Genomic DNA, 24,285 nt, shown 5'->3' with positions numbered 1-24,285 from the left:
GCTTGCCGATGACGGAAGCGGGAATCACGAACCAGTCGTGTATTTACTGCGGGCACGCCCAAAGCCGTTTTTGCTATGCAGCCGAAAGCATCAAAGGTGAAACATTCTCACTTTTCCATTGTTTGAAGTGCGGTGCCTATTTTCTGTTTCCGCGTCCTGATGACCGTCAGCTCGAACGGTATTATGATGAGGCCTATTACGGCTCTCAGACAACCAAGTTTCTTCCTGCTGTCGAGAAGGTTCTGGATTTTTTTCGGCAGGGTCGTGCTCGTGCGGTAAGCCGTTTTGTTCGGCCGCCGGCACGGGTTTTGGATGTCGGCTGCGGAAACGGCCGGTTTCTTGGTTATCTGATTGAGCGGGGGTATGAGGGATATGGGGTAGAGCTGCCGGGGCGGGCGGCTCAGCGGGCGGAACAGGTGTCCGGAATCCATCTGAAAATCGGCACCCTTGAGGACGGGGATTTTCCGAAGGGTTTTTTTGATGCCGTTTGTCTGTGGCATGTCTTTGAGCATTTGCCGCAGCCGAGAAAAACACTTCAGACCATCAATTCTGTTCTCAAGCCCGGAGGTTTTTTGTTTTTGTCGATGCCGAATATCCGAAGCTGGCAGGGACGGCTTTTTAAAGGCCGCTGGCTTCATCTGGACCCGCCGCGGCATCTGGTTTTCTTCTCGCCGGAGGGACTGGTGCGGGTACTCAGCGAGCAGGGATTTCGATTGTGCCGAAAGACGACTTTTTCACTGGAACAGAACGTTTTCGGAATTCAGCAGAGTCTTCTGAACTGCATCTGCCGCAAACGGGAGATTTTGTTTGAATTTTTAAAGGGCAATCGTTCCTACACGGCCGGATATCCGATGGGATTGCTGCGGCTTCAGCAGATTTTTGCCTTGCTGACCAGTCCGCTGTTTGTGTTGGGGGCGGCTTTGGAGTCGCTTTTCGGGGCGGGGGGAACAATGGAGATGGTTTTTGTAAAGACGGAAAAACCGATTTTTGAAGGAGAAAAATCCGCCGATGTTTAAAGGGCAAAAAGTGGTGGTGGTCATGCCGGCTTATAATGCGGAGGCGACGCTGCGACGCACGCATCAGGAAGTGATGGAGCAGGGGATTGTGGACCTGGTGATTGTGGTGGATGACGCCAGTTCGGACCGCACGGCCGAGGTGGCCCGGCAGCTGCCGTGTACGCTGGTTCATGTTCATCCCCGCAATCAGGGCTATGGGGCCAACCAGAAGACCTGCTATCGGCTGGCGCTGGAGCAGGGGGCGGATATTGTGATTATGGTGCATCCGGACTACCAATATACGCCGCAGCTGATTCCGGCGATGGCGTCGATGATTGCCAACGGCCTGTATCCGTGTGTGCTGGGGTCACGGATTCTGGGCGGCTATGCCCTCAAAGGCGGGATGCCGCTGTGGCGCTATGCAGCCAACCGGTTTTTGACCTTTGCGGAAAACCTGCTGATGGGGGCCAAACTGTCGGAGTATCATACGGGCTATCGGGCCTTTTCGAGGACACTGCTGGAACAGCTGCCGCTGGAAGCCAATTCGGATGATTTCGTTTTTGACAACCAGATGCTGGCGCAGATTCTCTGGCTGGGATATCCGATTGGGGAGGTGTCCTGCCCCACAAGGTATTTCGCCGAGGCATCGTCCATTAACTTCCGCCGCAGCTGCGTGTACGGCCTGGGGTGTCTGAAGACGGCTCTGCAGTACCGTCTTGCCAAATGGGGGCTTATCCGCCCGGCTTTGTTTCCGGTGTGTCCTGCGGTGAAGGCAGGGCCGGAAAAGAGCGTTTGAAAATCAGCATATAGGTTTTTTGAGAGAACGGATCTCCGATTTTTTCACAGAAGGAGAAACCGTGCTTCTCTAAGAAATCCTGCAGCTGCTGAAGAGTCTGTTCATCAGGATTCCAATGAACATCCGGGCAGTCATGGACAGGGAAAAAGAGATATTCGTACGATTGCAGGGTGCCAAGACTGTTCAAGGTTGACAGGTAAGCCGCCTTTGGAGCCGCGACGGCCTCGAGCGGAACCCGAAGCGGGGCGACCGTTGCCAGAATCAGCCGCTCAAAGGAATTGTTGAAGACGAGCAGCCCGGAAGAATCCTGAATGCGGGAATGGATGGCTTGTGTAAAATTTCGTGTGCAGTGGGGGCCGTCGTGTGTTCTGGGAAAAGCAAACGAGCAAGAAAGATTCGAACCCAATACAAGGAATAGAAAGGCAGCAGCGGGGTTAAGAACTTTTGGAGGAAGAGAGCAGAGTCCTGCAGCAAGAATCAGCAAGACGGCGGGAATCGTAAAAAATTGAAAATGGGGGCTGTTCAGTGTTTTCATTTGCAGGATACAGTCTGCCAGATAATAGGCCGCCAGGTAGATGCCGAATGACATAAGAAAGATGCGGCCGGTCCGGTTTCTCCACAGAAAAAAAACGCCGGTGATGCCGATTCCAGAAACGATGCCGAGAATCAGGAATTTGTAAAAGACGTATGTTCCGGGAAGAAACTCGGAAAAATTGGAGGAGAAAAGATATTCGAGGAATCGACGAAAGCTGCTTGTGCCGTAGAAATAGTAGTCTCCGGTGCGTACGGCTTTTAACTGGTGGAAAAATGACGGAAGCCAGGGCAGATAAAAAAGGAAGGCGACGCCGCCGGCTGCTAAGGCGGCCAGCCAATTTCTTTTCTGTTTCGGATTTGACAGCACAAGAAAGGCCAGGTCAAAGATAAAAACAAAGATGAACAGATAGATCGAATAAAGCCCAAGGACGGCCGTGAAGATAAAAACAAAGTATAACAGCAAACTTCGCTGTTTCTGAGTGCTTTCGGAGAATTCCAGAATCAGCCGGAAGGAAAGAAGGGATAAAAACATTACCAGCGGGTACGGCCGGAGCAGGAGAGCAAAATGGATACTGTAGGGGCTGACTGCAAGAAGAGCGGCTGCCAGAAAACCGCAGACAGGGCCCCCGAATTTCTTACCTATTGAATAGAGCATTCCAATCGACAGAACCGAGAAAACTACGGACACTATTCGGAAAAGAAGAACATCATTCCCGACGTATTTGAGGAAGAAATGGAGCAGCAGATAATAAAACGGCGGGTGCATTCCGGTTTGCTCCATCGATTTGAGCACATCGGACAGACCGCGGTCGGGGGAGTATTCCATCAGGGATTGGAGCTGCCGGACGGGGGTGGGGGTGTGGGGGATGCGGCTGGGGTAATCGAGTGCCTTTCCGGCGGCCTGAAGCAGGCTGACGCTTTCATCCCCGCTGAGCGGCAGATTCCAGCAGTACAAAATTCGCAGGATAAATCCGATGAACAGGATTGCCGCCAGGAGCCAGCCGGTTTTGGACATCGATTATCTCCGAATTGCGACAATCTGCCCGCACCGGGGACATTGGGCCTTTGGAGCGGGAAAGTTCGGCGGGATTTTCATCGTAATGCCGCAGGAGCATGGGAGAAAAACAAAACCGTTGACTTTCCGCATTAAGTCTCCGATTTGGCGGTTTAGTCGTGCGGAATCCGTGGGGACCGGGGCTTGGGGGGGCGAAACAGAAGGACTTCTCGGCGGGATGGATTCGTCTTTGACGGCAGAGGGAGGGATAATGCCTGCACGTCGGGTTACTGCCCTGTAGGATTCTTCATAATCTCGATAGGAAACCCCTTGACTCATCCGCCGCAGGATTCGAATGCGTTCTTCGATGGGAGGATGAGTGCTGAACAGATGGGCGGCGTTTCGTCCCCGGAATGGATTGGCAATATACATCGGGGCGGTTACGGCGTTAGCGGCCTGCATCGAAACGGAGGAGTTGGCAATTTTTTCGAGGGCTGAGGCCAGTCCTTCCGGGTATCGTGTCAGACGCACGGCTCCGGCATCGGCGAGATATTCCCGCCTTCTGGACAAGGCAAAATAGAACAATTGGGCAAAAAGGGGAGCCAAAATGGATAGGATGATTGCTAAAATGAAAAAGACGGCCTGTGCTCCGCCCCCTCGGCCTCGTCCTCCTGATGAATATCTTCGCCCGCCGATAGAGGAATAATACAACCCTCTCAGGAAAACCTGACTAAGCAGGACGATGCTGCCGAGCATGACCCCCGCCAGGGTGACGTAGAGGATATCCCGGTGGACGATATGGCTGATTTCATGGGCGATGACGCCCTGCAGTTCATCCCGATTCAGGCGGGCCAGAAGACCCGCCGTGACGGCTACAGAGGCTGTTTCTGGGCTTCGGCCTGTGGCGAAGGCGTTGGGGGCGGGGTCATTAATGATATAAATCTTCGGCATTTTCGGCAGGGAGGCGGCGATGGTCATTTCCTCAACAATATTGAACAGCTGCGGGTGAACGTCCGGGGTTACGGGGACAGCCCGGCTGGAGGCCAGCAGAATCTGGTCTCCATTGGTAAGACTTATCAGCATCAGGATAAGCCAGACTGCCGAGGCGACTATCATACCCACCCAGCCGGCATCAGGTCCCCCGAGAGCGGTTCCGAGAATAAAGCCCAGCGAAAGCAGAAAGACTCCCATCCCTGCCAGCAGCAGGACCGAGTTTCTTTTATTGATTCGAATCTGCTCCCACACGGTAGTTTTGAGGTATAAGTTATGAGTTTTGAGTAGTTTGAGTTTTCCCTGTTTTCACAATGCTTGTGAGCATTTTTATCAGTTCTTCCGCTTCATTTAATAAAAAGGATATTTCATTTGCTGAAACGATTTCCGTATCTTTGAGCAGACGAAGCCAATAGTATGTTTCTCTTGCTTCCTGTGATGCGATTGTCATTCTGTGAAAAAAATCTTTGCGGCCGCCGCTTGCGGATGCCTCTTCTATGTTGGCTCCGATGCTTGTACCAGAGCGAAGGAGTTGGGAAGAGATTTCAACGTGATGTTTTTGTTTTAGTTTTGTGCTCAAATGGATAATCCCTATCGCAAAAGAATAGCTTTTTGTCCGAACTGTATGTGGGTTGTCCATAAAAATCTTATGCTTTATACAGAACTCATAACACACAATTAAAAACTGACTTTCGGGACTTCACGCTGTGCGGGCTGTTCGATTTCAAAGAAGTCGCGCTTGGCAAATCCGAACATTCCCGCCACGAGGTTCGAGGGGAACATCTGGATTTTGTTGTTGTAGAAGAGCACCTGATCGTTGTACGCCTGGCGGGCGAAGGCGATTTTGTTTTCCGTGCTGGTCAGGGCCTCCTGAAGGGACAGGAAGTTTTGGTTGGCTTTCAATTCGGGATAGTTTTCGACCACGAGGAGAAATTGGCTCAAAGCCCCGCTGAGGGCGGATTCGGCCTTGGCAGCGTCGGCGACATTTTTGGCCCCCATCGCTCGGCTGCGGGCCTCCGTGATTTTTTCAAAGGTCTCCCGCTCGTGTTTCATATATCCTTTGGCGGTTTCGACCAGATTCGGAATCAGGTCGTGACGGCGCTTTAACTGCACGTCAATCTGAGACCAGGCGTTCTCCACCTGATTTCTCAGCTGGACCAGAGCGTTATAAATCCCGATTCCCCACAGAGCCAGCAGAATCGGAATTCCGATTACAACAAACAGCAGAATCGTTCCAGCCGCCGCCACGTTTGGGCTCCTTTCAGAAAAGAAACGCTTTCTTTTTCCATACTATTGTGAAGAGGGAGTCGGGTTCGAATTTGTTTCCGATTTTTGAAACATTTTGCCCAGAAAAGACGGAATTTTTTTCTGCGAGTCAAAGCGTCCCATTTGCAGGACCGCTTCCAGTTCCCCTCGGTCAAACCAGAGGCCGTGCCCCTTTCCGCAGCGGTCCAGCAGGACAGAAGCAGATTCGGGGCCAACGAGGACTTTTTCCATCTTTTTTCCGCAAATCGGACAACGACGCGGATGTTCCTGGATATGTTCTGCGGGCTGAAAAGATTGAAGAACCTCCTGAGCTTTCTTCGAGTCGCCCAGCAGCTGTTCCAGCTCACCGCTGTCCAGCCAGATACCGCGGCAGGCCAGACAATAATCTGTTTCGACATTGTCCAGCTCGAGGGTAATCATCGGATTTCGGCAAATCGCGCAGTCCACAGTTTCCTCGCCGGCTTCCAACCAAGCTGTATAGTAGCGATGCCGGAAGGGACTGTCAAGGCGGCAGGGGGAATGCCGACAAAATACCGCCGTTTCTTCTTGACAGGGGGGGTGGGACGGCGCTAAGATGCTGGCTTCTAAAAACATATCATCGGAGCGTAGCTGGGGTTTTAGGGAAAGAGGATTTGGAATGATTATTGACTGCCATACACATATCAGTTGTCCGGAACAAGAGGTGGATTCGGAGCGTCACCGGACGGTCTGCCGGGAAATTGACGGCTGTTTTGTGCTGGCCGGCTGTGATGTGGAGCGGAAGGAAGCCAATCATCATCTTTCCGAATATATTTCGGGAAATCCCAAGGCGGTGGGGTTTGCTGTGGTCAATCCGGTGGAGGATGAGGTATCCAAAAGAGCCATCAAAGATGTTACGGAGGATTTGGGGCTGCGGGGGGTGGTGCTGTATTGTGCGGAAGACCGGTTTCATCCGGCACACACCCAGGCGATGGAACTTTATGAACTCTGTCAGGAGCGTGGGATTCCGGTTTTCTTTCATAATTGTCCTCCTTATTCGTCGGAAGCCGTTTTGGATTATGCCCGTCCCTGGCTGCTGGATGAAGTCGCCCGAACCTTTCCCGGCTTGAAGATGATTGTCGGTCGGATGGGAATGCCGTTTCTGGAGCAGACGCTCTGCCTTTTGGCCAAACATGAGAATGTATTTGCCGATTTAACCGTCAATCCGATGAAAGTCTGGGAGGTGTACAATACGGTGGTTTCGGCCTATGAGGCGGGGGTGATGGATAAACTTTTGTTCGGCAGCGGGTTTCCCTATGCCCAGCCGGGGGCGTGCATCGAGACGCTTTTGGGTTTTAACAAGCTGCTTTCAGATTCCCATCTGCCGGCGGTGCCGCGGGAGAAACTGAGGAGCATTGTGGAACGGGACAGTCTGTCCCTGCTGGGCTTGTCGTAATTGTGAATCGGTTGAGAGGGGTTTGGGTTGGAACGGGAGCATTGGACGAGCAAGTGGGGGGTGATTCTGGCGGTGGCCGGCAGTGCGGTCGGGCTGGGCAATTTTCTCCGGTTTCCGGGCGTGGCGGCCAATCACGGCGGCGGGGCGTTTATGATTCCCTATTTTATATCGTTTCTGCTGCTGGGGCTGCCGCTGATGTGGATTGAGTGGACAATCGGGCGGTTCGGAGGCGGTTTTGAGCACAGCACGGCACCGGGCATCTTCCAGACGATGTGGAGGAAGAACCGCTTCATCAAGTATTTCGGCGTGATTGGGATTTTCGGGCCGGTTGTCATTTTTTCTTATTACACCTACATTGAGTCCTGGCTGCTCGGGTATAGTTTTTTTGCTGTGACAGGGCGATACGCTGCCTGTACGACGCAGGAGGCGATGAAGAGCTTTCTGCAGGGGTATCAGGGACTGGGCGGGCCGGACAACCCGTATTTCGGCGGCATGGGCACGGCGTATCTGTTTTTTCTGCTGACCTTTGGGCTGAATCTGCTGATTGTCAGTTTCGGAATTACCCGCGGCATTGAGCGGTTTTGCAAACTGGCTCTGCCGCTGCTGTTTGTCATCGCCATCGTGCTGGTGATTCGGGTGCTGCTGCTGGGGACGCCGGACCCGACCCATCCGGAACGTTCGGTGTATAACGGCTTTGGTTTCCTCTGGAATCCGGACTGGTCGGCCCTGCTGAAAGGGCGGGTCTGGCTGGCGGCGGCCGGACAAATCTTTTTTACGCTCAGCTGCGGCTTCGGCGTCATCCTCACCTACGCCAGTTATTTGCGCAAGCAGGATGATGTCGCTCTGTCCGGGCTGACGGCGGCGGCGGCCAATGAATTTGCGGAGGTAGTATTGGGCGGCAGTCTGGTGATTCCGGCGGCCTATGCCTTTTTAGGACCGGAGGGAATCCGAGAGGTTGCCCAGAAAACGTTTGACCTGGGCTTCGTGACAATGCCGCTGATTCTGCAAAAGATGACCTTTGGGCAGATTTTCGGCTTTCTTTGGTTTTTTCTGCTTTTCATTGCCGGCGTGACCAGCTCGATTTCTCTGGCGATGCCGGCGATTGCCTTTATGGAGGACGAGTTTAATCTGACGCGCCGGGAAGCGTGTTTGTTTTTTGGAATTGTGACGTTTGTGCTCTGCCAGCCGGTGATTTTCTTTTATGGAAACGGCGTGCTGGACGAGATGGATTTCTGGGGTGTAATGGTGGGGCTGGTGGTTTTCGCCACGGTTGAGGCCGTCCTGTTCGGCTGGGTTTTCGGAATGGAACGGGCGTGGACGGAGCTGCACTCGGGCTCCGACATTCGGATTCCGGGGGTATATCGGCTGATTATCAAATATGTGACCCCGCTGTTTTTGATGGCGATTTTGACTACCTGGTTTGTGCAGGAATGGGTGGATGTGTTTCTGATGAGAAATGTGGCGGAGTCCAACCGGCCGTTTGTCCTGATTACCCGACTGGGACTGCTGGGCCTGTTTGTCTTTTTATGTGTGATGGTGTGGGTGGTCTGGCGCCGTCGACAGGAGCAGTAAGATGAATCTGTATGGATGGTTTTTTATGCTTCTCAGCTGCGGAAGCATCACCGCTTTGTTTGTATTCTGTCTGATGCGAACGCTTCGTTCAGGGGGAAAGGAAAGAAACGTTTCCGGGCGCAGTGAATAAAAAACCCCAGCCCGTTGTCCGGTCTGGGGTTGGCGGTCTTTCTCCAGATTGCAGCGGATTTATTTGAAGCCCTCTACATTTCCGAGAGTGTATTTTTCCACCGCTTTTTCGAGGTCCACATCGTTGATGTTGGCCAGCGTGCACAGCCAGGCGAAGACGTCGGCAAATTCTTCGGCCTTGTTTTGAGGGTCATTGCCTGCCAGGGCGGTTGCCAATTCTCCAACTTCTTCAATGAACCACAGAAACGTACCGGGTGTTCCCCGTTCTCGATCCCGCTTTTCGTAGCGGTCTCGAATCCATTGCTGAAATTGACGGATTTCCATACCTGCTGATTCTTAAGAGAGCTGCCCGAGCACCTGAGAGAGTTTGGCCTTGTCATAGATGGCCCGCACCTCTTCGGTGGCTTTGCGGCAAAGTTCCTCCATTTTTACGCTAAAGGGGGCATTATTGGTCTGTTCCGCCAGGTGCAGATGTGTGAGCAGGGGCCCATCCACCGCCTCAATGATTTCCAGCAGGGAAATGTTTTCGGCCGGACGTGCCAGGAAAAAGCCGCCGCGAGGACCGCGTTTGCTGCGCAGTACATTGGCTCGGACGAGCTGCTGAAGGATTTTTAAGAGGTATTCCAGAGGAATATTGTATTCTTTCGAAATCCGTGCCGCCAGCACGGCACCCTCTTTGTAATTCTGAGCGATATACCCGACCGCAATAAGAGCATACCCTGTTGACCTACTGATTTTCATAAGAAAACCTCCTGTGATTTATCGTTGATTCGAACTGTTCGTTGAGTACGATATCCTCATCTTTCCAAGTAGAATCTCACAAATCTATAGGTTTATTATCAATAAATGTTCAGGACTTGCAAGAGTAAAATTATCGATAAACGAAAAAAAGAAGATTTTGAGAGATAAAGAATTGACGGATTCTTATCGGCGATAACGGCTCTGTATTATCTACAATTATAAGTATTCTAAAATTATGTTGTTAGATAGGATTTGTTCCGGTTTTTGGATTGCGGTCTTGACAGCGGAGAAGGGATACCATACGATTCCGGCAAAATCAAAAAATACGTATGGGAGGTTTTATGGACCAGAAGAGTCCCAATATGACGGTCGAATATGTCGGCCAGGATGTGATTGTGGCGACGCTCGTCGATGAAAAGATACTCGAGGAATCTCAGATACAGGCCCTGGAAAGTTCCTTCCTGCCTTTGATAGAAGAAAATCAGCCGATAAAGCTGGTGGTGGATTTTTCCCAGGTTCGGTTTCTCACCAGTTCTGTGCTGGGGCTTCTGATTCGTCTGAGCAAAAAGATTTACGAGGCGGAAGGGATTTTGCGTCTTTGCGGGATTCAGCCGAAGATTTATGAGATTTTCAAGATTACCCGTCTCGATAAGGTTTTTGACATTTATCCAACCCGTCAGGAAGCCCTGGAGGGATTGGTGTAAAGTGTGTCCGTTTTATGATTCCGCTCTCAGGACAGTCTGAGAAAGGGAAATCCTATGGCAGCCCAATCTGAATGTTCGCCCACCCGTCTGGATTTGCCCGGAACGATGGAGGCGGCGGAGCGTTTTTGCGGCGAACTGCTTCAGGAGGCCGTGCGGAAAGGATTCGACGAAGAAGACCTGTTTGCCATCCATTTGGCTTTGGAAGAGGCCTTTGTCAATGCCATCCAGCACGGCAATCAGGGCGATCCGAGCAAGAAGATTCATGTGGAGTACTGCATCAGTCCAAGCCGTTTTGAGATTTCCATCGCGGATGAGGGACCGGGGTTTCGGCCGGATGCCCTGCCGGACCCGCGGGAGCCGGAAAACCTTTACAAATGCTCCGGCCGGGGGGTTCTGCTGATTCGCTCGTTTATGGACCAGGTCCAGTATAATTCCAAGGGCAATCAGGTCCGGATGGTCAAGTTCAAGGGCAAGACAGGCCCTGAAAAAGGTTCCAATCAATTACCGCCAAACGTCTGATAATCCAAGTTCTTTCCTGCTTTTTCCTCATTTTTTATTGTTTTTTCATCCTGTCGAAAAAGTTGTCTTCCTATTCTGCCGACGCATACGAGGTTTTGTTAAGAGGATGTGTTTATGGAAGACCTGTACGATTCGCTGTTTTCGTCGAGCCAGTTTTTTATGGAACAGCTGGCCCGTCTGATTCTTCCGGAGGTCCCCGAAGATGGTCCCTGGCTGGTTTTGGTGGGGACGGAGCGGAAAATCTGGACGGATGACCGTTTGCGATTTGAGCGTCATTTTCCGGATTCACAGGCTCTTTTTTCGTATTGTGAACGGATTGAAGATGGACAGGACCCGGTACTCGGGTCGGTAGAAGGCGGATGTCTGCTGGGGAGCGAATTGTATACGGAACGCTTCCCTGTCGGTTATCTTTTTGTCATCTTGCCGGGCTATACCCGGGCAACAGCTCAGGCCAATCTTGGGCTGATGGAGCTGTTTTTCTCTCAGATGCGCGTTCTCTGCAGCCTTCTGGATAAAAACAATCAGTTTCATCAGCTGCACCTGAATCATTTGAGCCGCGCTTCCAAGGTTCTTTCCAGTCATTCCGATTGAGTTTTCCCCTCTGATGGACTGTCCGATAATATGCGGCCGATTCGGCCTGGAGTATCTGCGGATTCTTTGCGTCTTAATTTTTGAAAGAACAAAGACTTGCGAAAATTTTTCGCCCCAGAAAATCCTCGACGGTTTGTTGATTAAGTTGAGAAAGAAAGATGTCGAAATTTTCCAGAGAAATCAAGGTGTGAGAATCCTGTATAGTGAAACCTGTTTTTAGCAACATGATGATTGAGGGGAGCTCCGATTGAGTTGAGAGAGAGTTTTTAAAGGAAGGAATTCTTAAAGGGGTCAAGGCATCGAATGCCGTCAAAGCGATGCTTAAAAGCTGACTGGAAACAACAATCGATAACAGGCGGCGTTTGCGCAGCAGTCGCGGCTGCAGTGCGAAGGCGGGCTGAAATTGGTTGGGCGGTCTTTTTCTTTTTGAGTCTGCTGCCGAGCGGAGGAATTGCGGCGGAACCCCCCGCCGGCCTGTTTGCAGCGGGGACGGTAGGCCAGGCGATGACGGAGTCAGGCAAGACGCCGGAGGAAGTGGAATATCAGGTGAAAGCGGCATTTATTTACAATTTTATGAAGTTCACGGAATGGCCTGCGGAGAAGATGGGAAACGGCGGCACGGATGAATCATCAGTTCCTCCGATGCAGATCGGGATCGTCGGTGAGAATCCCTTCGGCAAGGCGTTTGAACCGTTGATGGATAAGAAAATCAAAGACCGTCCGTTGAAACTGGTTTTTGTGCCCGGGATGGCGGCCTATGTGAAAAAGTATTCTGACAAGCAGGCGGCTGTCGAGCAGTACTGGCGAGAGCAGGGAGAAACGATTCGCGGCTGTCATGTCCTGTTTTACTGCCATTCCGAAAAGAACTGGCTGAACGACCATTTGCAGCAGGTACTGACCCTTCCTGTTTTGACGGTGGGGGAAACGGAGGGCTTTCTGAATTCGAAAGGGATGATTGTCTTTGTGAAGGAGGAGAATAAGGTTCGATTTGAGATTCATCTGACTCAGGCCGAAAGGCAGGGCCTGAAAATCAGTTCACAGCTGCTGAAGTTGGCACGTCGAGTGATTCAGGAGAAGGCATCCAATGCAAAGTAATGTCCGTTCGAATCCGGGTGAAGGGAAGCCGTTATTGGCGCGGCACCGTTTCCGCTGGACAATCCGGCGCAAACTGACCTGCGTGATTATGGGTACCTCGCTGACGGCCCTGATTCTGGCCGGCGGCATCTTTCTGCTCTGGGACCGTCAGGTGCAGCGGCAGGGGCTGATTCGGGACCTTCAGGTCCAGGCCCAGATTGCCGCGGAGAACTGCAAGGCGGCGGTGCAGTTTAAGGATGTGGAAGGGGCTCAGGAAACCCTTCAGATCTTTCGGGGCAAACCGACTATTGAATACGTTTGTGTGCTGGACCGAAACAATGAGCTGTTTACGGATTTCTATCAGGGGCTCGAGCATCAGAAACATCTGCATCAGGGAACGGAAAGGCTGAAATGTTTTGGAATAGACCTGACGATTCTTTCGGAGAAGGATTATTATTTTACAGATACTTTTTTGGTTTTGTCTCAGAAGATTGTTCTGGAAAATGAGCAGATCGGCCGAATCGTGCTCTGCTCCAATCTCAAGCCCCTTCGGGAGTCCCTCCAGCGGAGCGCCGTCATTAACTTGTGTATTCTCCTGCTGGCGGCCGTGGCGGCGTATATTCTTTCCGCCTCTCTGCAGGGGCTGATTTCCGGTCCGATTCTGTATCTGGCGGAGGCAGCCAAGCTGGTCTCTGAACGCAAGGACTATTCCGTCCGGGTTCCCCTGAGCAGTCAAGATGAAGTGGGAATTCTGATTGAGGCCTTCAACGGGATGCTCGAGCAGATTCAAAAGGAGATTGAAGAGCGGCAGAAAGCTCAGATTGAACTCATTCAGCATCGGGACCATCTGGAGGAGATGGTCAATGAACGGACGGCGGAACTGAAGCAGAGCAACCGGCAGCTCGAACTGGCGGTGGAAAAGGCCAACCTGCTGGCCAAACAGGCCCAGGAAGCCAGCCGGGCCAAAAGCGAATTTTTGGCCAATATGAGCCACGAAATCCGCACACCGATGAACTCGATTATCGGCTTCAGCGATGTGCTCAATGAAGAGCCCGGTCTGGATCCGGAACATCGCAAATACATCCAGCTGATTCTGAATAACGGCAGGATGCTGCTGCAGCTGATTAACGATATTCTGGACTTTTCGAAGATTGAGGCGGGCAAGCTGAATACCGAAATTGTGGAGATTTCCCTGCGGGAGTTTCTGGAAGACCTGAATTCGCTGCTTCGTCCGATGGCCCTGAATAAAGGGCTGGATTTTGAGATCCTCCAGTGCAGTGATTTGCCGGTGATGATTTATTCTGACCCGGTGCGGGTCCGCCAGTGTCTTGTGAATCTGGTGAGCAACGCCATCAAGTTTACCGAGTCCGGTCATGTGTTTGTCAATGTGTACATTCAGCGGCAGGATGAGGCGGACTACATCCGGTTTGATGTGGAGGATACCGGCATCGGGATTCCGGCGGACAAGATTGAGAAGATTTTTGAGGCCTTTACGCAGGCCGACGGCAGCACCACCCGCAAATACGGCGGGACGGGTCTGGGACTAACGATTACCAAACAGTTGGTTCATCTGCTGGGCGGCTATATGGAGGTGCGAAGCGAGGTCGGCAAGGGCTCGGTCTTCTCCATTATCCTGCCGACCGGTGTCAATGTCAAAGACCAGCCGGTGATGAATCGGTATGAACATACGGAAACGGCGGTTCAGGAGCTGGCCGGGGAAAAGAGCGTTCCTCAGGGACCGCTGAAAGGACGCGTCCTGGTGGCCGAGGACGCCAAAGGCAATCAGGTCCTGATTCGTCTGCTGCTGGAGAAAATGGGGGTGGAGACGGACATTGTGGAAAACGGTCAGCTGGCTGTCGAGCGGGCTCTGCAGGGTGGATATGATTTGATTCTGATGGATGTGCAGATGCCGGTGATGAACGGCCTGGATGCCGCGCGGCTTCTGCGCGAGAAAGGGTGCAGACTGCCGATTATCGCCCTGACGGCCCATGCGATGAAAGAAGATGAAAAGCGGTGTCTGGCGGCCGGCTGCAGCGGGTATCTGCAGAAGCCGATTGACCGCGAACGGCTCAAAGAAGTGCTCTCTCAGTATCTTTCCGGAAAGGATGATGATATGGACAAACAAGTAGATCAGATTCGTTCACAGGTGGAACAATTGACGGATTTGTGCCGGAGTGCTATCGGCAGCCCTGAACAATCCGCACCGAAGAATCCGGCTGCCAAGACTGCTCCGCTGATTCGATGGGAGGATTTGTCCCAAATCTGTGACGACCCGGAGATTCTGCAGGTGGTGGCGCAGACGGTTCTGGAGGAAACGCCTTCCGTGCTCCAGCAGCTTCAGCAGGCGGTAGAATCAAAGGATGTACCGAATGTACAGCTTTTGGCTCATCGGATTAAGGGGACGGCCCGAAACATGGCGGCGTCGGAACTGGCCGAAAAGGCCTTTGCGCTCGAACTGGCGGCCAAGAGCAATCAGCTGGAAAAGGCCGACGCATTGTTTGAAGAAATTCGTCGTGCGTTTGAGCGTCTGCGTGCCTTTTTGGCTCAGCCCGACTGGATTGAACAGGTTAAATCGGCTCCGTAAAGGACAAGCGGCGGATGGAACAGACGAACACCCAGTTGCGTGGCGGTACTTCGGGCAGCTCTTTGCGAGGCCGCGAAAGCCGTTCTCTTTCCGTCCTGATTGTGGATGATGACCCGACCTGCCGGACTCTTTTGAAGAAAATGCTCGAAAAAAGTCGGATGAGACGGGCGGATGACTGCATCGTTTGCGCAGGAACCAAGCAGACGATGCTCGGGTATCTGGCTCAACGACCTTTCGATGTTCTTTTGCTGGACCTGCATCTGCCGGATGGGGACGGCCTGGAGATGGTGGCTCAGATTAATCGGCAGTATCCGGCTACTGCCATTATTGTGATTACTGGAGAGAATGATAAAACCGCAGATTTGACGGCAATGTCCTATGGGGCACAGGATTATCTGGCAAAAGGAGAATTCAACCAGGCCTTTCTAACCAAGTCGATTTATTTTGCTCTCGAGCGGAAGAAAAATCAGATGCAGACGCAAAAAGCCCTCGAGGAGCTGGCCAGGGCCCACAAACAGCTTCAGAAGGCCCAGGCCCAGATGATTCAAAGCGAAAAAATGGCCTCCATCGGTCAGCTGGCGGCGGGCGTGGCTCACGAGATGAATACACCGGTGGGCTTTGTAGCCAGCAATTTTGAGACCCTTCAGACCTACTTGACGAAGCTGAAAGGGCTCCTGGCTCTTTATGAACAGGTGTGTGAAGTGCTGGAGAAAAATCCTTACCCGCCGGTGCTGGAAAAACTGCTGGAAATCCGCAATTTTCGGCAGGAAAAGAAAATTGATTTTATCCTTGCGGATATTCAGGACCTCTTTACGGAGTCGCAGGAAGGCCTTCAGCGGGTCACAAGCATCATTCAAAACCTGCGGGATTTCTCTCGAATCGACCAGAGCACCGAGATGTGTGATTATGACCTCAATGACGGTATCCGCAGCACCCTCGTTGTGGCCCGCAACGAAATCAAGTATGATGTGGAGGTGGTGACGGAATTGGGAGTACTCCCCAAAATTCATTGTCATCCCGGACAAATCAATCAGGTTTTTCTGAATATTCTGGTCAATGCAGCTCAGGCCATCCGTTCGCAGAATCGTCAGGGACCCGGACATATTTTCATCCGAACGCGCCAGGAGGGGGAATTTGTGGTGTGTGAAATTGAAGATGACGGTCCGGGAATTCCTCCCGAGATTCGTTCCAAGATTTTTGACCCGTTTTTTACCACCAAGCCAGCCGGAAAAGGCACTGGGCTTGGTTTAAGCGTTTCGTATGATATCGTGGTGAGCAAACACCAGGGGCAGATTCTGGTGGACAGCGAGGTTGGAAAAGGCACAAAATTTACGATAAAACTGCCTCGGGAAGGTCCGAAAGAGACGACAGACCGAATTTTGCAGGAACAGTCTGAACCCTATTCTGTGTAAAATCGGTAATGCTGAAATAAGAGGTGAGATATGGAAAATCCTACCGTTCTGTTTGTAGATGATGAAGTACGGCTTTTGCAGTCGCTGCGGCGAGGTCTGATGGATGAGCCCTACCTCTGTCTGTTTGCCAACAGCGGGGCGGAGGCCCTCGAGATTCTCAAAAAGAACAAAGTCCATGTAATCGTAACCGACATGCGGATGCCGGAGATGAACGGTCTGGAACTTCTCCGCAAAGTGCGGGAGCTGTATCCGGACATTGTGCGAATGGTCTTGAGCGGCTATACCCAGATTACAACTTTGCTGACGGCCATTAATGAAGGGCACATTTACAAGTTCATCACCAAGCCGTGGAAGCTCGAAGAGGAATTTAAACCTATGGTTCGAGAGGCCCTGAAATATTATGATACAAAAAATCCGCCGAGGGAATCTGTTCCTGCCGGAGCTTCATCCCATTCATCTTCCTGAGAAAGAAGGCATTGGAAGGCCAAGATTCGGCTTTCTCTTTGCGGCGACTCCGAAAGAATTCTCGGAGAAGTTATAAGTCTTTGTATTTGGTGCTCCGGCCCTTGGATTTTTCAACCGGATATTTTTGCTCATTAATTTCGATTTTTCGGCGGGCGGCCTCGAAGGGGTCGATGTCCAGTTCGCAGCATAAATAAATCAAAAAGGCGAAAATATCGCCGATTTCCTCTTCCACCCTTTTCCGCTCGATTTCCGTCAGTTGTCTGCATTCAGCGGGCTGCTTCCACAGAAAATTTTCGAGCAGTTCGCCTGCCTCGATAATCAGCCCTTCCGCCAGATTTTTCGGGTCGTGAAACTGCTCCCAATCCCGCCGTCGGCGGAACTCCAGCAGCCGATTTTTCAGGGTTTGATAATCCATCGGTTTTCCTTTTACAGCAGGGCGGTGCTGAAGTATCGTTCGGCACGGTCCGGAAGCACTGTAGCGATATTTCCTTTGATTCGGGCGGCCATCTGTCTGGCTGCCCAGATATTGGCTCCGGAGGAGATGCCCACCAGCAGGCCGTGTTTCATACTCAACTGCCGGGTGGTTTCAATGGCGTCTTCATCGGTGACCTCGATGACTTCATCCACCAGAGAAACATCCAGAATGTCGGGAATGAAGCCGTCGCCGATGCCCTGAATCTGATGCAGGCCGGGTTCGTGCCCCAGCAGGGCGGATACGTCTTTGGGTTCAACGGCGACGATTCGCACATCGGGTTTGTGCTCCCGCAGGAAACGTCCGATGCCCTGCAGGGTGCCGCCGCTGCCGACGCCGGCGACGAAACAGGCAATATCGCCGGTCATCTGCCGCCATAGTTCCACGGCCGTTTGTTCATAATGAATACGGGGATTGTCGGGATTCTTGAACTGCTGCGGAACAAAGACGCGGGGGTCTTCGGCCTGCATTTGTTCGACCGTTTCGACGGCGCCGGCGATGCTTTTTTCGGCGGGAGTCAAAATCAAATCGGCTCCGAGGGCTTTGATGAGTTTCTTGCGTTCAACGCTCATATTTTCGGGCATCACGATACGGACTTTGTAGCCCTTCAGCCGCCCGACGAGGGCAATGCCGATGCCGGTATTGCCGGAGGTGGGTTCGACGATGATGGAGTCAGGTTTGAGCTTGCCGTCCCGCTCGGCCCCTTCGAGCATGGCCAGGGCCACGCGGTCCTTGATGCTGCCACCCGGATTGAGAAACTCCGCCTTGGCATAGATGGGCTCTCCCCGCAGCTGAATCAGGGGCGTATTGCCGATCAGGTTGAGGATATTATCCGTAAGCATCCGCAAGAGCCTCATCATTAGGGGTGGTTGAAAAGCATTTTCTTGACTTCGACGCCTTCGATTTTGTTGAGTTTGGCCGCCAGTTCATCGGCGGTTTTTTCGTCATCGGTCATTTCGAGCAGAATCAGTCCATTGGGGGAGCAGTATCCGGCCTCGGCTTCGTGCAGGCCCAGACGGGTCCGGATGCTGCAGCCGTATTCCGTCAGAAGATGCTGGACGGAATCGACATGGTGAATTCGGTCTGTAATGTGTACACCCAGGATAATGTGTTGTTTCAGCGGCATGTTCGGCTCCTTTCTTATTCGAGCATTTTCTCCAGTAATTCTGCGGCGATGCGGACAAACTGCGGGCATTCGTCAAAGGCGCCCGGTTTCTGCGAGGCGGCCAGCCCCTCCGGAGCGGCCATATCGAAGCCGAGCAGCTCTCGGCAGTAGAGCGAGCCGGCGTGGTCTTTGAAGCGATACATCAGCTCGCGGGTCCTGCGGTACAGGTCGTATTTGGTGTTCTTGTCCTGAGGGTCAGCTGTGCCGTAGCGCAAACCGAGCACCAGAACGGCCCCGGTCAGGGCACCGCAGATTTCGCCGTTTCGTCCGATGCCGCCGCCCAGCCCGCCGGCCAGTTTGACGGCGGTTTCCTGCGGGAGCCCGAACCGCTCGCACCAGACGGCCAGAATCGCCTGAGCACAGTTGTATCCTTTCTGGAATAAGCAGACGGCTTCTTCAACCGGTTCCATAGATTATCCTTTCTTCGGCGGCTGTTTCCGAAGGCGTTTCTGAATGCTTTTGGCATGGGCATCCAGACCCTCCGTTTGAGCCAGCCGGATAATATCTTCCGCACTGCGGCGAAGCTGTTCCTGCGTGTATTCAATCCAGCTGATGGATTTGACAAAATCGTTGCTGGTCAGGGCGCTGAAATATCGGCTGGTCTGTCGAGTGGGGAGGGTATGGCTGGGGCCGGCCCAGTAATCCCCGACGGCTACCGGCGAATAGGGGCCGACAAACACAGCACCGGCGTTCTGCAGCCGGCGGGCGACGGCTCGGCTCTGCCGGCCGCATTGGACCTGGACGTGTTCGGCGGCAAACTCATTTGCCCAGTTAATTGCTGCATCCAGCGACGGAAAAACCAGAATGCCGCTGGATTCGAGCAGGCATCGGCGTGTGCCTTCCGTCCTATCCAGCTGGGGCAGCTGCTCTTCGAGTGCCGCCAGGACCTTTCGGGCAAAATCCGGTGAATCAGTGACGACAATCCCGGCGCCGGGATTGTGTTCGGCCTGGCTGAGCATGTCAGATGCTACCCAGTCCGGGTCGGCCTGGCGGTTGGCGACAATCAGCACATCGCTGGGGCCGGCGAAGGAATCAATATCCACCAGCCCGAAGACCTCTTTTTTGGCCAGCTGGACGACATCGTGGCCGGGTCCGACGATTTTGTCGACCTTGCGAATGGTTTGGGTGCCGAAGGCCATTGCTGCGACGGCATGGGCTCCGCCCAGCCGGTAAACCTCTGTGATGTTCAATTCCCGGCACAGGCCGAGGATGACCGGATGGATGCTTCCCTGCCAGCGGGGCGGGGAGAGGACGGCGATTTCTTTGACGCCCGCCACCTGGGCCGGCACGGCGGTCATAATCAGGGTACTCGGCAGGGGGGCGCTGGCGCCGGGTACACAGACGGCAACCCGCCCCAGCGGAAGATAGCGAATACCGGGATGGCGGTTTTTTCGGCCGATGAAAATCGCCGACTGGTACTTGCGGACATTCCGGACGGCCTTGCGGAGGGATTTCAGCAGGTCGGGGGGCAGCTGCTTGTGCGCCTTTTCGAGGTCTTTGGGCGGGATGCGAAACTCCTGCGGCGACAGGCGGACTCGGTCAAACCGTTCGCTGTATTCGCACAGGGCTGCATCGCCTCGCCGCCCGACATCGGCGACAATCTGACGAACGGACTCGGCCAGGTCGTGTTTACCCTCCAGAAAGGCCCGCATCGAATGTTCTTCCAGCAGACGTCGGCTTTTGGCCTCAAAGTCCGGCTGTCCGGCAATCAGCAGAATGGAGTCCAGTGTTCCGCTCACACAAACGCTCCTGACAGAAAAAATTATGGAGTAAAGTTGCCGTGTGTATAGGTTCGGGCGGCCCCCTGAAGGAGCAGAAAGGTTCGTCCTCGAAAGGTGGTCAGCACGCCGGATACACGGAACCGCATGCGTTCGAGCGACTGTCTGTGCTGCTGCTCGACCTGCTCGAGCGTCCGGCAGGGCAGCAGGACAAAAGACTGTTCGGCTACGTTTCTTCCGAAACCGTCCAGGACAAACTCGCCCGCCGGACCGAGGCGGACGAAGCGTCCGGTTCGACTGACAAGCATCGTATCTTCTTTGACGGCGGCGGGAGCCGTCTGTGCCATTCGGGCAAAATCGGTTTTCTGGGCCGGCTTCATTCGCTTGAGGATATCCGGCGGAATTACAGAGGATTCATTGGGGTCGGCGGCCGCCCGCAGGACATTTTTCATTTCCGCTTCCGTAGGCTTGGAACTAGCCGGCTGTTTCTCGGCCTCGGAGGAACCCTTCAGAGGGGCCGCATCAAAAATAAACAGGAAGTTGCCGTTTTGGTATTGCGTTACGACGGCGTCAATGCGAACCTGAACCTGGTTTTCCGTTCCGGCATAGGAGAGGATTTTTTCGAGTGCACTGGAAGGCAGGATGGTCAGTTCTGTTTCCGGAACAATTGTCAGGCCGCGACTGGTGAGCGTTGTAAGCGGGCTGAAACGCCAGGCCTTTGTTTTCTCGTTGAGCCGGGCGACCCCTTCGACCTGCCGCAGCTCCAGACCTTCGGGCAAAGGACGGGTTTTGGGCTTTTCCGCTCCCGCAGCGAATTGTATAAAGGCCACTGCCAACAGTGCCGCAAAAAGAGGCAATATGTTTTTCATCGGAGTCCCTCTTGCTGAAGAATGGTCAGGACTTCTGAAGGGGTTTCGGCGGTTCGAATGCAGCGAGTGCTTTTTGGGTCGGCCTGGGCCATCATCTGCACCAGCGGCTGCCAGAAGTTTCCCATCAGGATAATCGGCTTGTCAGTTCCCGGAAACCCTTTGTTTTTGTGTTCCCAGACGTCGGCCAGTTCAAGCAGAGTGCCGGTCCCGCCGGCAAAGACCAGATAGGCACTGCCGAGCCGAATCAGCGAAGCCAGCCGCTCCGTGAGGGTATCCGTCGGGATTTCCTCAGTCAGGTAGGGATTCGGGCTTCGCTTGAAGGCGCGGCAGGTTACGCCGATGACTCGTCCGCCGACAGAGGCCGCCCCACGGGCGGAAGCCAGCATCACGCCGCCGTAGCCGCCGTTGGCGACCGCATAGCCGCTGCGGGCCAGCAGGGCCCCCATCTGCTCGGCGGAGCGGAAGACCTCGTCCTGCTCGCCGGCACGGCTGGTTCCAAACAAGGTAATGACAGTCTGTTTTTCGTTCATGACGGCATGGCCTTCTTTTTGGCGTAGTTGAGCAGACCGGCGGCCAGCAGGATTTCCCGGTCCCGATGAGAGAGGACCAGACGGCCTTTGAAGGAAAATCCCTGTGTACGGTTGAAGATTTCCACCTCATTAGCGCTGCGGACGGCACCGGTCAGATCGGGGATTTCGAGCATATCATCCATCTGGATTCTGTCATAATCGGCCGGGTCGGTGAACTCAATCGGCACGATGGCAAAATTAATCAGGTTGGCCCGGTGAATGCGTTCGATGGATTTGGCCAAAACCGCCCGCAGCCCCAGATACATCGGGCACAGGGCCGCGTGCTCGCGGCTGGAGCCCTGGCCGTAGCTTTCGCCGGCGACGACAATCCCGCACAGGCCCTGCTTTTTCAGGGCCAGACAGCGCTGGGCAAAGGTCGGTTTGCCTTCCTCATTGAAACTGTTGAAGACATATTTGGAATATTCCGGTACGTTGGAGCGGTATTTGAGGAAGGCGCCGGCCGGCATAATGTGGTCGGTGGTGATTTTATCCCCGCACTTGAGAAGGACCTGTCCGGTCAGTGTTTCCGGCAGGGGTTTGGGCGACTCGGGGACGACAATTGTGGGTCCTCGGATAACCACGGCAGAGACAGCCTCTTCCGGAGAAAGGGGCGGGTCAATCATGCTGTCATCAATCAGATATTCTTTCGGCAGTTTGATGGTCGGATACCGCAGTCCAATCATCTCTTTGAGACTGCGCGGGTCAGTAATTTCCCCCATAATGGCGGAGGCCGCCGCCGTCTCCGGGCTGACCAGATAACACTGGTCGCCCTTGGTTCCGGTCCGGCCGGCAAAATTGCGGTTGAAGGTCCGCAGGGTGACGGTACCATCACCCGGTGAGAAGCCCTGCCCGATGCAGGGGCCGCAGGCACTTTCCAGAAGCCGCGCGCCGGCGGCCAGCAGGTCGGCCAAGGCCCCGCTGCGGGTAATCATCTGAAGCACCTGACGGCTGCCGGGGGCGATGCCGAACTCAACCGACGGGTCGATTTTTCGCCCTTTGAGGATTTCGGCGGCAATCATCAAATCTGCATAACTGGAGTTGGTGCAGCTGCCGATGACGACCTGATGAATTTTTCGTCCGGCGATTTCCTCCACGGGTACGACATTGTCCGGTGAGGAGGGACAGGCCGCCATCGGGACCAGTTTGGACAGATTGATTTCAATGATGCGGTCGTAATGAGCATCCGGGTCGGCGGCCAGCGGGCGGTAATGCTGCGGTCGATTCTGGGCGGCCAGAAATTGTTCGGTCATTTCGTCGCTGGGGAAGATGCTGGTTGTCACGCCCAGTTCAGCGCCCATATTGGTCACGGTGGCCCGCTGCGGGACGGTGAGCGTCTGCACGCCCGGCCCGAAATATTCAATCACACAGTCCACGTTTCCTTTTGTCGTCAGAATGCTCAGCAGCTTGAGGATGATATCTTTGCTGGAGACCCACTCCGGAAGCCGTCCGGTCAGGTGAACGCCGATGACTTTGGGACAGGTCAGATAAAAAGCCCCTCCGCCCATCGCGGAGGCGACATCCAGTCCGCCGGCACCAATGGCCAGCATTCCCAGTCCGCCGCAGGTGGGGGTGTGGGAATCGCTGCCCAGCAGCGTCGCCCCCGGTCTGCCGAACCGTTCAAGATGAACCTGATGGCAGATGCCGTTGCCGGGACGGGAGTGATAGACGCCCACCTTGCGGGCGATGCTTTGCAGGTAGAGATGGTCATTGTGATTTTCCGGTCCGAACTGCGCCATATTGTGGTCCACATAACTGACGGACAGCTCCGTCCGGACACGGGCAAGTCCCATGGACTCAAACAGCAAAAAAACCGTTGTTCCCGTGGCGTCCTGGGTGAGGGTTTGGTCGATACGGATGCCGATGGGCTCGCCCGGCTGAAGTTTTCCTTCAACCAGATGCTGCTGCAGGATTTTGTAAGTGAGCGTCTGACTCATTCTAAGGTCCCGTCCATACGTAAGTTATGTTTTTATCAGTCTCGGATGTCCTTTCCCTTATAGCATAAAAAAAGGGATTTTACAAGAATCAGACTCGCCCGGAAAAAGCAAAGATTTTTGAAACAGCCGCCGGGGAGAACCCCTCTTTTTATTGACGGAGTCAGAAAAAGTCGGTATGGTTTCTCGGGATTCGAAGCAATTAAGGAGCTGCAGATGTTTTTCTGGATTCTGGGGCTGACTGTACTTGGGCTCGGGATATTTGTCATCGGGGGGTATAACTCTCTGGTTTCCAAACGCAACCAAATCCGCAACATCTTCGGGACGATGGATGCAATGCTCAAAAAGCGTTGGGACCTTGTGCCGAACCTTGTTGCGGCGGTGAAAGGGTATGTCGAACACGAGCGGCAGCTGTTCGAAAAAGTCAGCGAACTGCGTGCAAAGGCGTTGAGCGGGGCTCTTTCAACAGAACAGAAGGTAACCCTCGACAACCTGATGACGCAGCTGGTCGGTGTCGTTCGCGGGGTTGCGGAGCGGTATCCGGACCTGAAGGCCTCGGAGAATTTTCTGCATCTGCAGCGGACCCTGAATGAGCTGGAAGAGCAGATTTCAGCGGCACGGCGTGCGTTCAATGCCGCTGTGACCGATTACAATAATGCTGTGGAGATGTTTCCGACGAATCTGCTGGCGGCCCTGTTCGGTTTTCGGCGTCAGGAACTTTTTCAAATCGAGGCGTCCGAGCGGGTGGTTCCGAAGGCCTCATTGGGGCAGACATAAGCAG

The 24,285-nt window shown here is 53.7% G+C and carries 27 protein-coding genes; 12 read left to right on the top strand and 15 right to left on the bottom strand.

Annotated elements, in window-relative coordinates:
* The first annotated feature begins 8 nt into the window (after positions 1-8).
* Both WHS88_09865 and WHS88_09860 read left to right on the top strand, forming a co-directional pair.
* Positions 9-1,016 carry a class I SAM-dependent methyltransferase gene (locus tag WHS88_09865; GenBank protein ID MEJ5260484.1) on the top strand — a complete coding sequence of 336 codons (1,008 nt, stop codon included), beginning with the start codon at positions 9-11 and terminating at the stop codon, positions 1,014-1,016.
* Complete coding sequence (locus WHS88_09860) at positions 1,009-1,791, top strand: glycosyltransferase family 2 protein (protein MEJ5260483.1); 783 nt, start codon at positions 1,009-1,011, stop codon at positions 1,789-1,791. Before WHS88_09865 ends, WHS88_09860 begins: the two co-directional genes overlap by 8 nt.
* On the opposite strand, the gene WHS88_09855 is transcribed toward WHS88_09860, so the two are convergent.
* From WHS88_09855 to WHS88_09835, 5 genes are read right to left on the bottom strand one after another with little or no spacing between them, the layout of a single operon-like run.
* Positions 1,727-3,340 (bottom strand): glycosyltransferase family 39 protein, encoded by a 1,614-nt coding sequence (locus WHS88_09855; GenBank protein MEJ5260482.1) that lies wholly within the window; start codon positions 3,338-3,340, stop codon positions 1,727-1,729. The two genes, WHS88_09860 and WHS88_09855, sit on opposite strands and share 65 nt — an antisense overlap.
* A 3-nt stretch (positions 3,341-3,343) precedes the next feature.
* Entirely contained in the window at positions 3,344-4,564 is a 1,221-nt protein-coding gene (locus WHS88_09850; GenBank protein MEJ5260481.1) for a M48 family metallopeptidase, read from the bottom strand.
* 19 nt (positions 4,565-4,583) lie between these two features.
* Entirely contained in the window at positions 4,584-4,949 is a 366-nt protein-coding gene (locus WHS88_09845) for a four helix bundle protein (GenBank protein MEJ5260480.1), read from the bottom strand.
* 38 nt (positions 4,950-4,987) lie between these two features.
* Positions 4,988-5,557, bottom strand: a complete 570-nt coding sequence (locus WHS88_09840) for a LemA family protein (GenBank protein MEJ5260479.1) — start codon at positions 5,555-5,557, stop codon at positions 4,988-4,990.
* A 42-nt stretch (positions 5,558-5,599) separates the two neighbouring features.
* Positions 5,600-6,022: a zf-TFIIB domain-containing protein gene (locus WHS88_09835; GenBank protein MEJ5260478.1), complete on the bottom strand. Its 423-nt coding sequence runs from the start codon at positions 6,020-6,022 to the stop codon at positions 5,600-5,602.
* Between the two features lie 190 nt (positions 6,023-6,212).
* On the opposite strand from WHS88_09835, the gene WHS88_09830 reads away from it, so the two are divergent.
* On the top strand, positions 6,213-6,989 hold the full coding sequence (locus tag WHS88_09830; protein MEJ5260477.1) for an amidohydrolase family protein: 777 nt from the start codon (positions 6,213-6,215) through the stop codon (positions 6,987-6,989).
* Between the two features lie 27 nt (positions 6,990-7,016).
* Positions 7,017-8,561 (top strand): sodium-dependent transporter, encoded by a 1,545-nt coding sequence (locus WHS88_09825; protein ID MEJ5260476.1) that lies wholly within the window; start codon positions 7,017-7,019, stop codon positions 8,559-8,561.
* Positions 8,562-8,750: 189 nt separating this feature from the next.
* Here WHS88_09825 and WHS88_09820 read toward each other — a convergent pair whose 3' ends face one another.
* A complete protein-coding gene (locus WHS88_09820) occupies positions 8,751-9,014 on the bottom strand; it encodes a MazG nucleotide pyrophosphohydrolase domain-containing protein (protein MEJ5260475.1) in 264 nt (87 codons plus the stop codon).
* Between the two features lie 12 nt (positions 9,015-9,026).
* Complete coding sequence (locus tag WHS88_09815) at positions 9,027-9,431, bottom strand: Rrf2 family transcriptional regulator (GenBank protein ID MEJ5260474.1); 405 nt, start codon at positions 9,429-9,431, stop codon at positions 9,027-9,029.
* Positions 9,432-9,772: 341 nt separating this feature from the next.
* Here WHS88_09815 and WHS88_09810 point away from each other — a divergent pair, with 341 nt between their 5' ends.
* The 7 genes from WHS88_09810 to WHS88_09780 all read left to right on the top strand — a co-directional run bounded on the left by WHS88_09810 (position 9,773) and on the right by WHS88_09780 (position 16,780).
* Positions 9,773-10,135 carry an STAS domain-containing protein gene (locus tag WHS88_09810; protein MEJ5260473.1) on the top strand — a complete coding sequence of 121 codons (363 nt, stop codon included), beginning with the start codon at positions 9,773-9,775 and terminating at the stop codon, positions 10,133-10,135.
* A 54-nt stretch (positions 10,136-10,189) separates the two neighbouring features.
* Positions 10,190-10,654 carry an ATP-binding protein gene (locus WHS88_09805; protein ID MEJ5260472.1) on the top strand — a complete coding sequence of 155 codons (465 nt, stop codon included), beginning with the start codon at positions 10,190-10,192 and terminating at the stop codon, positions 10,652-10,654.
* Positions 10,655-10,768: 114 nt separating this feature from the next.
* On the top strand, positions 10,769-11,245 hold the full coding sequence (locus WHS88_09800; protein ID MEJ5260471.1) for a hypothetical protein: 477 nt from the start codon (positions 10,769-10,771) through the stop codon (positions 11,243-11,245).
* Positions 11,246-11,548: 303 nt separating this feature from the next.
* Positions 11,549-12,340 carry a YfiR family protein gene (locus WHS88_09795; GenBank protein ID MEJ5260470.1) on the top strand — a complete coding sequence of 264 codons (792 nt, stop codon included), beginning with the start codon at positions 11,549-11,551 and terminating at the stop codon, positions 12,338-12,340.
* Entirely contained in the window at positions 12,330-14,903 is a 2,574-nt protein-coding gene (locus WHS88_09790; GenBank protein MEJ5260469.1) for an ATP-binding protein, read from the top strand. Before WHS88_09795 ends, WHS88_09790 begins: the two co-directional genes overlap by 11 nt.
* A 14-nt stretch (positions 14,904-14,917) precedes the next feature.
* Positions 14,918-16,315, top strand: coding sequence for an ATP-binding protein (locus WHS88_09785; protein ID MEJ5260468.1), 1,398 nt, complete (start codon positions 14,918-14,920; stop codon positions 16,313-16,315).
* Positions 16,316-16,345: 30 nt separating this feature from the next.
* Complete coding sequence (locus WHS88_09780) at positions 16,346-16,780, top strand: response regulator (protein MEJ5260467.1); 435 nt, start codon at positions 16,346-16,348, stop codon at positions 16,778-16,780.
* Between the two features lie 70 nt (positions 16,781-16,850).
* On the opposite strand, the gene WHS88_09775 is transcribed toward WHS88_09780, so the two are convergent.
* The 8 genes from WHS88_09775 to WHS88_09740 are packed head-to-tail and all read right to left on the bottom strand — an operon-like array spanning position 16,851 to position 23,507.
* The gene (locus WHS88_09775) at positions 16,851-17,195 is read right to left on the bottom strand and encodes a nucleotide pyrophosphohydrolase (protein MEJ5260466.1); all 345 of its coding nucleotides are present in this window, start codon (positions 17,193-17,195) and stop codon (positions 16,851-16,853) included.
* Between the two features lie 11 nt (positions 17,196-17,206).
* Positions 17,207-18,094, bottom strand: a complete 888-nt coding sequence (cysK, locus tag WHS88_09770; protein ID MEJ5260465.1) for a cysteine synthase A — start codon at positions 18,092-18,094, stop codon at positions 17,207-17,209.
* A 17-nt stretch (positions 18,095-18,111) separates the two neighbouring features.
* A complete protein-coding gene (locus WHS88_09765; protein MEJ5260464.1) occupies positions 18,112-18,378 on the bottom strand; it encodes a hypothetical protein in 267 nt (88 codons plus the stop codon).
* Between the two features lie 14 nt (positions 18,379-18,392).
* Entirely contained in the window at positions 18,393-18,827 is a 435-nt protein-coding gene (locus WHS88_09760) for a C-GCAxxG-C-C family protein (GenBank protein MEJ5260463.1), read from the bottom strand.
* Between the two features lie 3 nt (positions 18,828-18,830).
* Positions 18,831-20,156: a histidinol dehydrogenase gene (hisD, locus tag WHS88_09755; protein MEJ5260462.1), complete on the bottom strand. Its 1,326-nt coding sequence runs from the start codon at positions 20,154-20,156 to the stop codon at positions 18,831-18,833.
* A gap of 23 nt (positions 20,157-20,179) precedes the next feature.
* Positions 20,180-21,004, bottom strand: a complete 825-nt coding sequence (locus WHS88_09750; GenBank protein ID MEJ5260461.1) for a hypothetical protein — start codon at positions 21,002-21,004, stop codon at positions 20,180-20,182.
* A complete protein-coding gene (locus tag WHS88_09745; protein ID MEJ5260460.1) occupies positions 21,001-21,534 on the bottom strand; it encodes an LOG family protein in 534 nt (177 codons plus the stop codon). The genes WHS88_09750 and WHS88_09745 overlap by 4 nt, the downstream gene beginning before the upstream one ends.
* Complete coding sequence (locus WHS88_09740) at positions 21,531-23,507, bottom strand: aconitate hydratase (GenBank protein MEJ5260459.1); 1,977 nt, start codon at positions 23,505-23,507, stop codon at positions 21,531-21,533. The genes WHS88_09745 and WHS88_09740 overlap by 4 nt, the downstream gene beginning before the upstream one ends.
* Before the next feature lie 213 nt (positions 23,508-23,720).
* Between WHS88_09740 and WHS88_09735 the strand changes: the two genes are divergently transcribed.
* A complete protein-coding gene (locus WHS88_09735; protein MEJ5260458.1) occupies positions 23,721-24,281 on the top strand; it encodes a LemA family protein in 561 nt (186 codons plus the stop codon).
* The last annotated feature ends 4 nt before the right edge of the window (positions 24,282-24,285 follow it).

Source organism: Anaerohalosphaeraceae bacterium (genome assembly GCA_037479115.1).
In the GTDB taxonomy this organism is placed as follows: Bacteria; Planctomycetota; Phycisphaerae; order Sedimentisphaerales; family Anaerohalosphaeraceae; genus JAHDQI01.
Note: the sequence above shows the minus strand (reverse complement) of the source record. Positions and strands in the feature narration are given on the sequence as shown.

Excerpts from the sequence above, each read along its gene's own strand:
- WHS88_09865 (MEJ5260484.1), top strand. The coding sequence starts at position 9 with ATGACGGAAGCGGGAATCACGAACCAGTCGTGTATTTACTGCGGGCAC.
- WHS88_09860 (MEJ5260483.1), top strand. The coding sequence starts at position 1,009 with ATGTTTAAAGGGCAAAAAGTGGTGGTGGTCATGCCGGCTTATAATGCG.
- WHS88_09855 (MEJ5260482.1), bottom strand. The coding sequence starts at position 3,340 with ATGTCCAAAACCGGCTGGCTCCTGGCGGCAATCCTGTTCATCGGATTT.
- WHS88_09845 (MEJ5260480.1), bottom strand. The coding sequence starts at position 4,949 with ATGGACAACCCACATACAGTTCGGACAAAAAGCTATTCTTTTGCGATA.
- WHS88_09830 (MEJ5260477.1), top strand. The coding sequence starts at position 6,213 with ATGATTATTGACTGCCATACACATATCAGTTGTCCGGAACAAGAGGTG.
- WHS88_09820 (MEJ5260475.1), bottom strand. The coding sequence starts at position 9,014 with ATGGAAATCCGTCAATTTCAGCAATGGATTCGAGACCGCTACGAAAAG.
- WHS88_09815 (MEJ5260474.1), bottom strand. The coding sequence starts at position 9,431 with ATGAAAATCAGTAGGTCAACAGGGTATGCTCTTATTGCGGTCGGGTAT.
- WHS88_09810 (MEJ5260473.1), top strand. The coding sequence starts at position 9,773 with ATGGACCAGAAGAGTCCCAATATGACGGTCGAATATGTCGGCCAGGAT.
- WHS88_09805 (MEJ5260472.1), top strand. The coding sequence starts at position 10,190 with ATGGCAGCCCAATCTGAATGTTCGCCCACCCGTCTGGATTTGCCCGGA.
- WHS88_09800 (MEJ5260471.1), top strand. The coding sequence starts at position 10,769 with ATGGAAGACCTGTACGATTCGCTGTTTTCGTCGAGCCAGTTTTTTATG.
- WHS88_09795 (MEJ5260470.1), top strand. The coding sequence starts at position 11,549 with ATGCCGTCAAAGCGATGCTTAAAAGCTGACTGGAAACAACAATCGATA.
- WHS88_09790 (MEJ5260469.1), top strand. The coding sequence starts at position 12,330 with ATGCAAAGTAATGTCCGTTCGAATCCGGGTGAAGGGAAGCCGTTATTG.
- WHS88_09785 (MEJ5260468.1), top strand. The coding sequence starts at position 14,918 with ATGGAACAGACGAACACCCAGTTGCGTGGCGGTACTTCGGGCAGCTCT.
- WHS88_09780 (MEJ5260467.1), top strand. The coding sequence starts at position 16,346 with ATGGAAAATCCTACCGTTCTGTTTGTAGATGATGAAGTACGGCTTTTG.
- WHS88_09775 (MEJ5260466.1), bottom strand. The coding sequence starts at position 17,195 with ATGGATTATCAAACCCTGAAAAATCGGCTGCTGGAGTTCCGCCGACGG.
- cysK (MEJ5260465.1), bottom strand. The coding sequence starts at position 18,094 with ATGCTTACGGATAATATCCTCAACCTGATCGGCAATACGCCCCTGATT.
- WHS88_09765 (MEJ5260464.1), bottom strand. The coding sequence starts at position 18,378 with ATGCCGCTGAAACAACACATTATCCTGGGTGTACACATTACAGACCGA.
- WHS88_09760 (MEJ5260463.1), bottom strand. The coding sequence starts at position 18,827 with ATGGAACCGGTTGAAGAAGCCGTCTGCTTATTCCAGAAAGGATACAAC.
- WHS88_09750 (MEJ5260461.1), bottom strand. The coding sequence starts at position 21,004 with ATGAAAAACATATTGCCTCTTTTTGCGGCACTGTTGGCAGTGGCCTTT.
- WHS88_09745 (MEJ5260460.1), bottom strand. The coding sequence starts at position 21,534 with ATGAACGAAAAACAGACTGTCATTACCTTGTTTGGAACCAGCCGTGCC.
- WHS88_09740 (MEJ5260459.1), bottom strand. The coding sequence starts at position 23,507 with ATGAGTCAGACGCTCACTTACAAAATCCTGCAGCAGCATCTGGTTGAA.
- WHS88_09735 (MEJ5260458.1), top strand. The coding sequence starts at position 23,721 with ATGTTTTTCTGGATTCTGGGGCTGACTGTACTTGGGCTCGGGATATTT.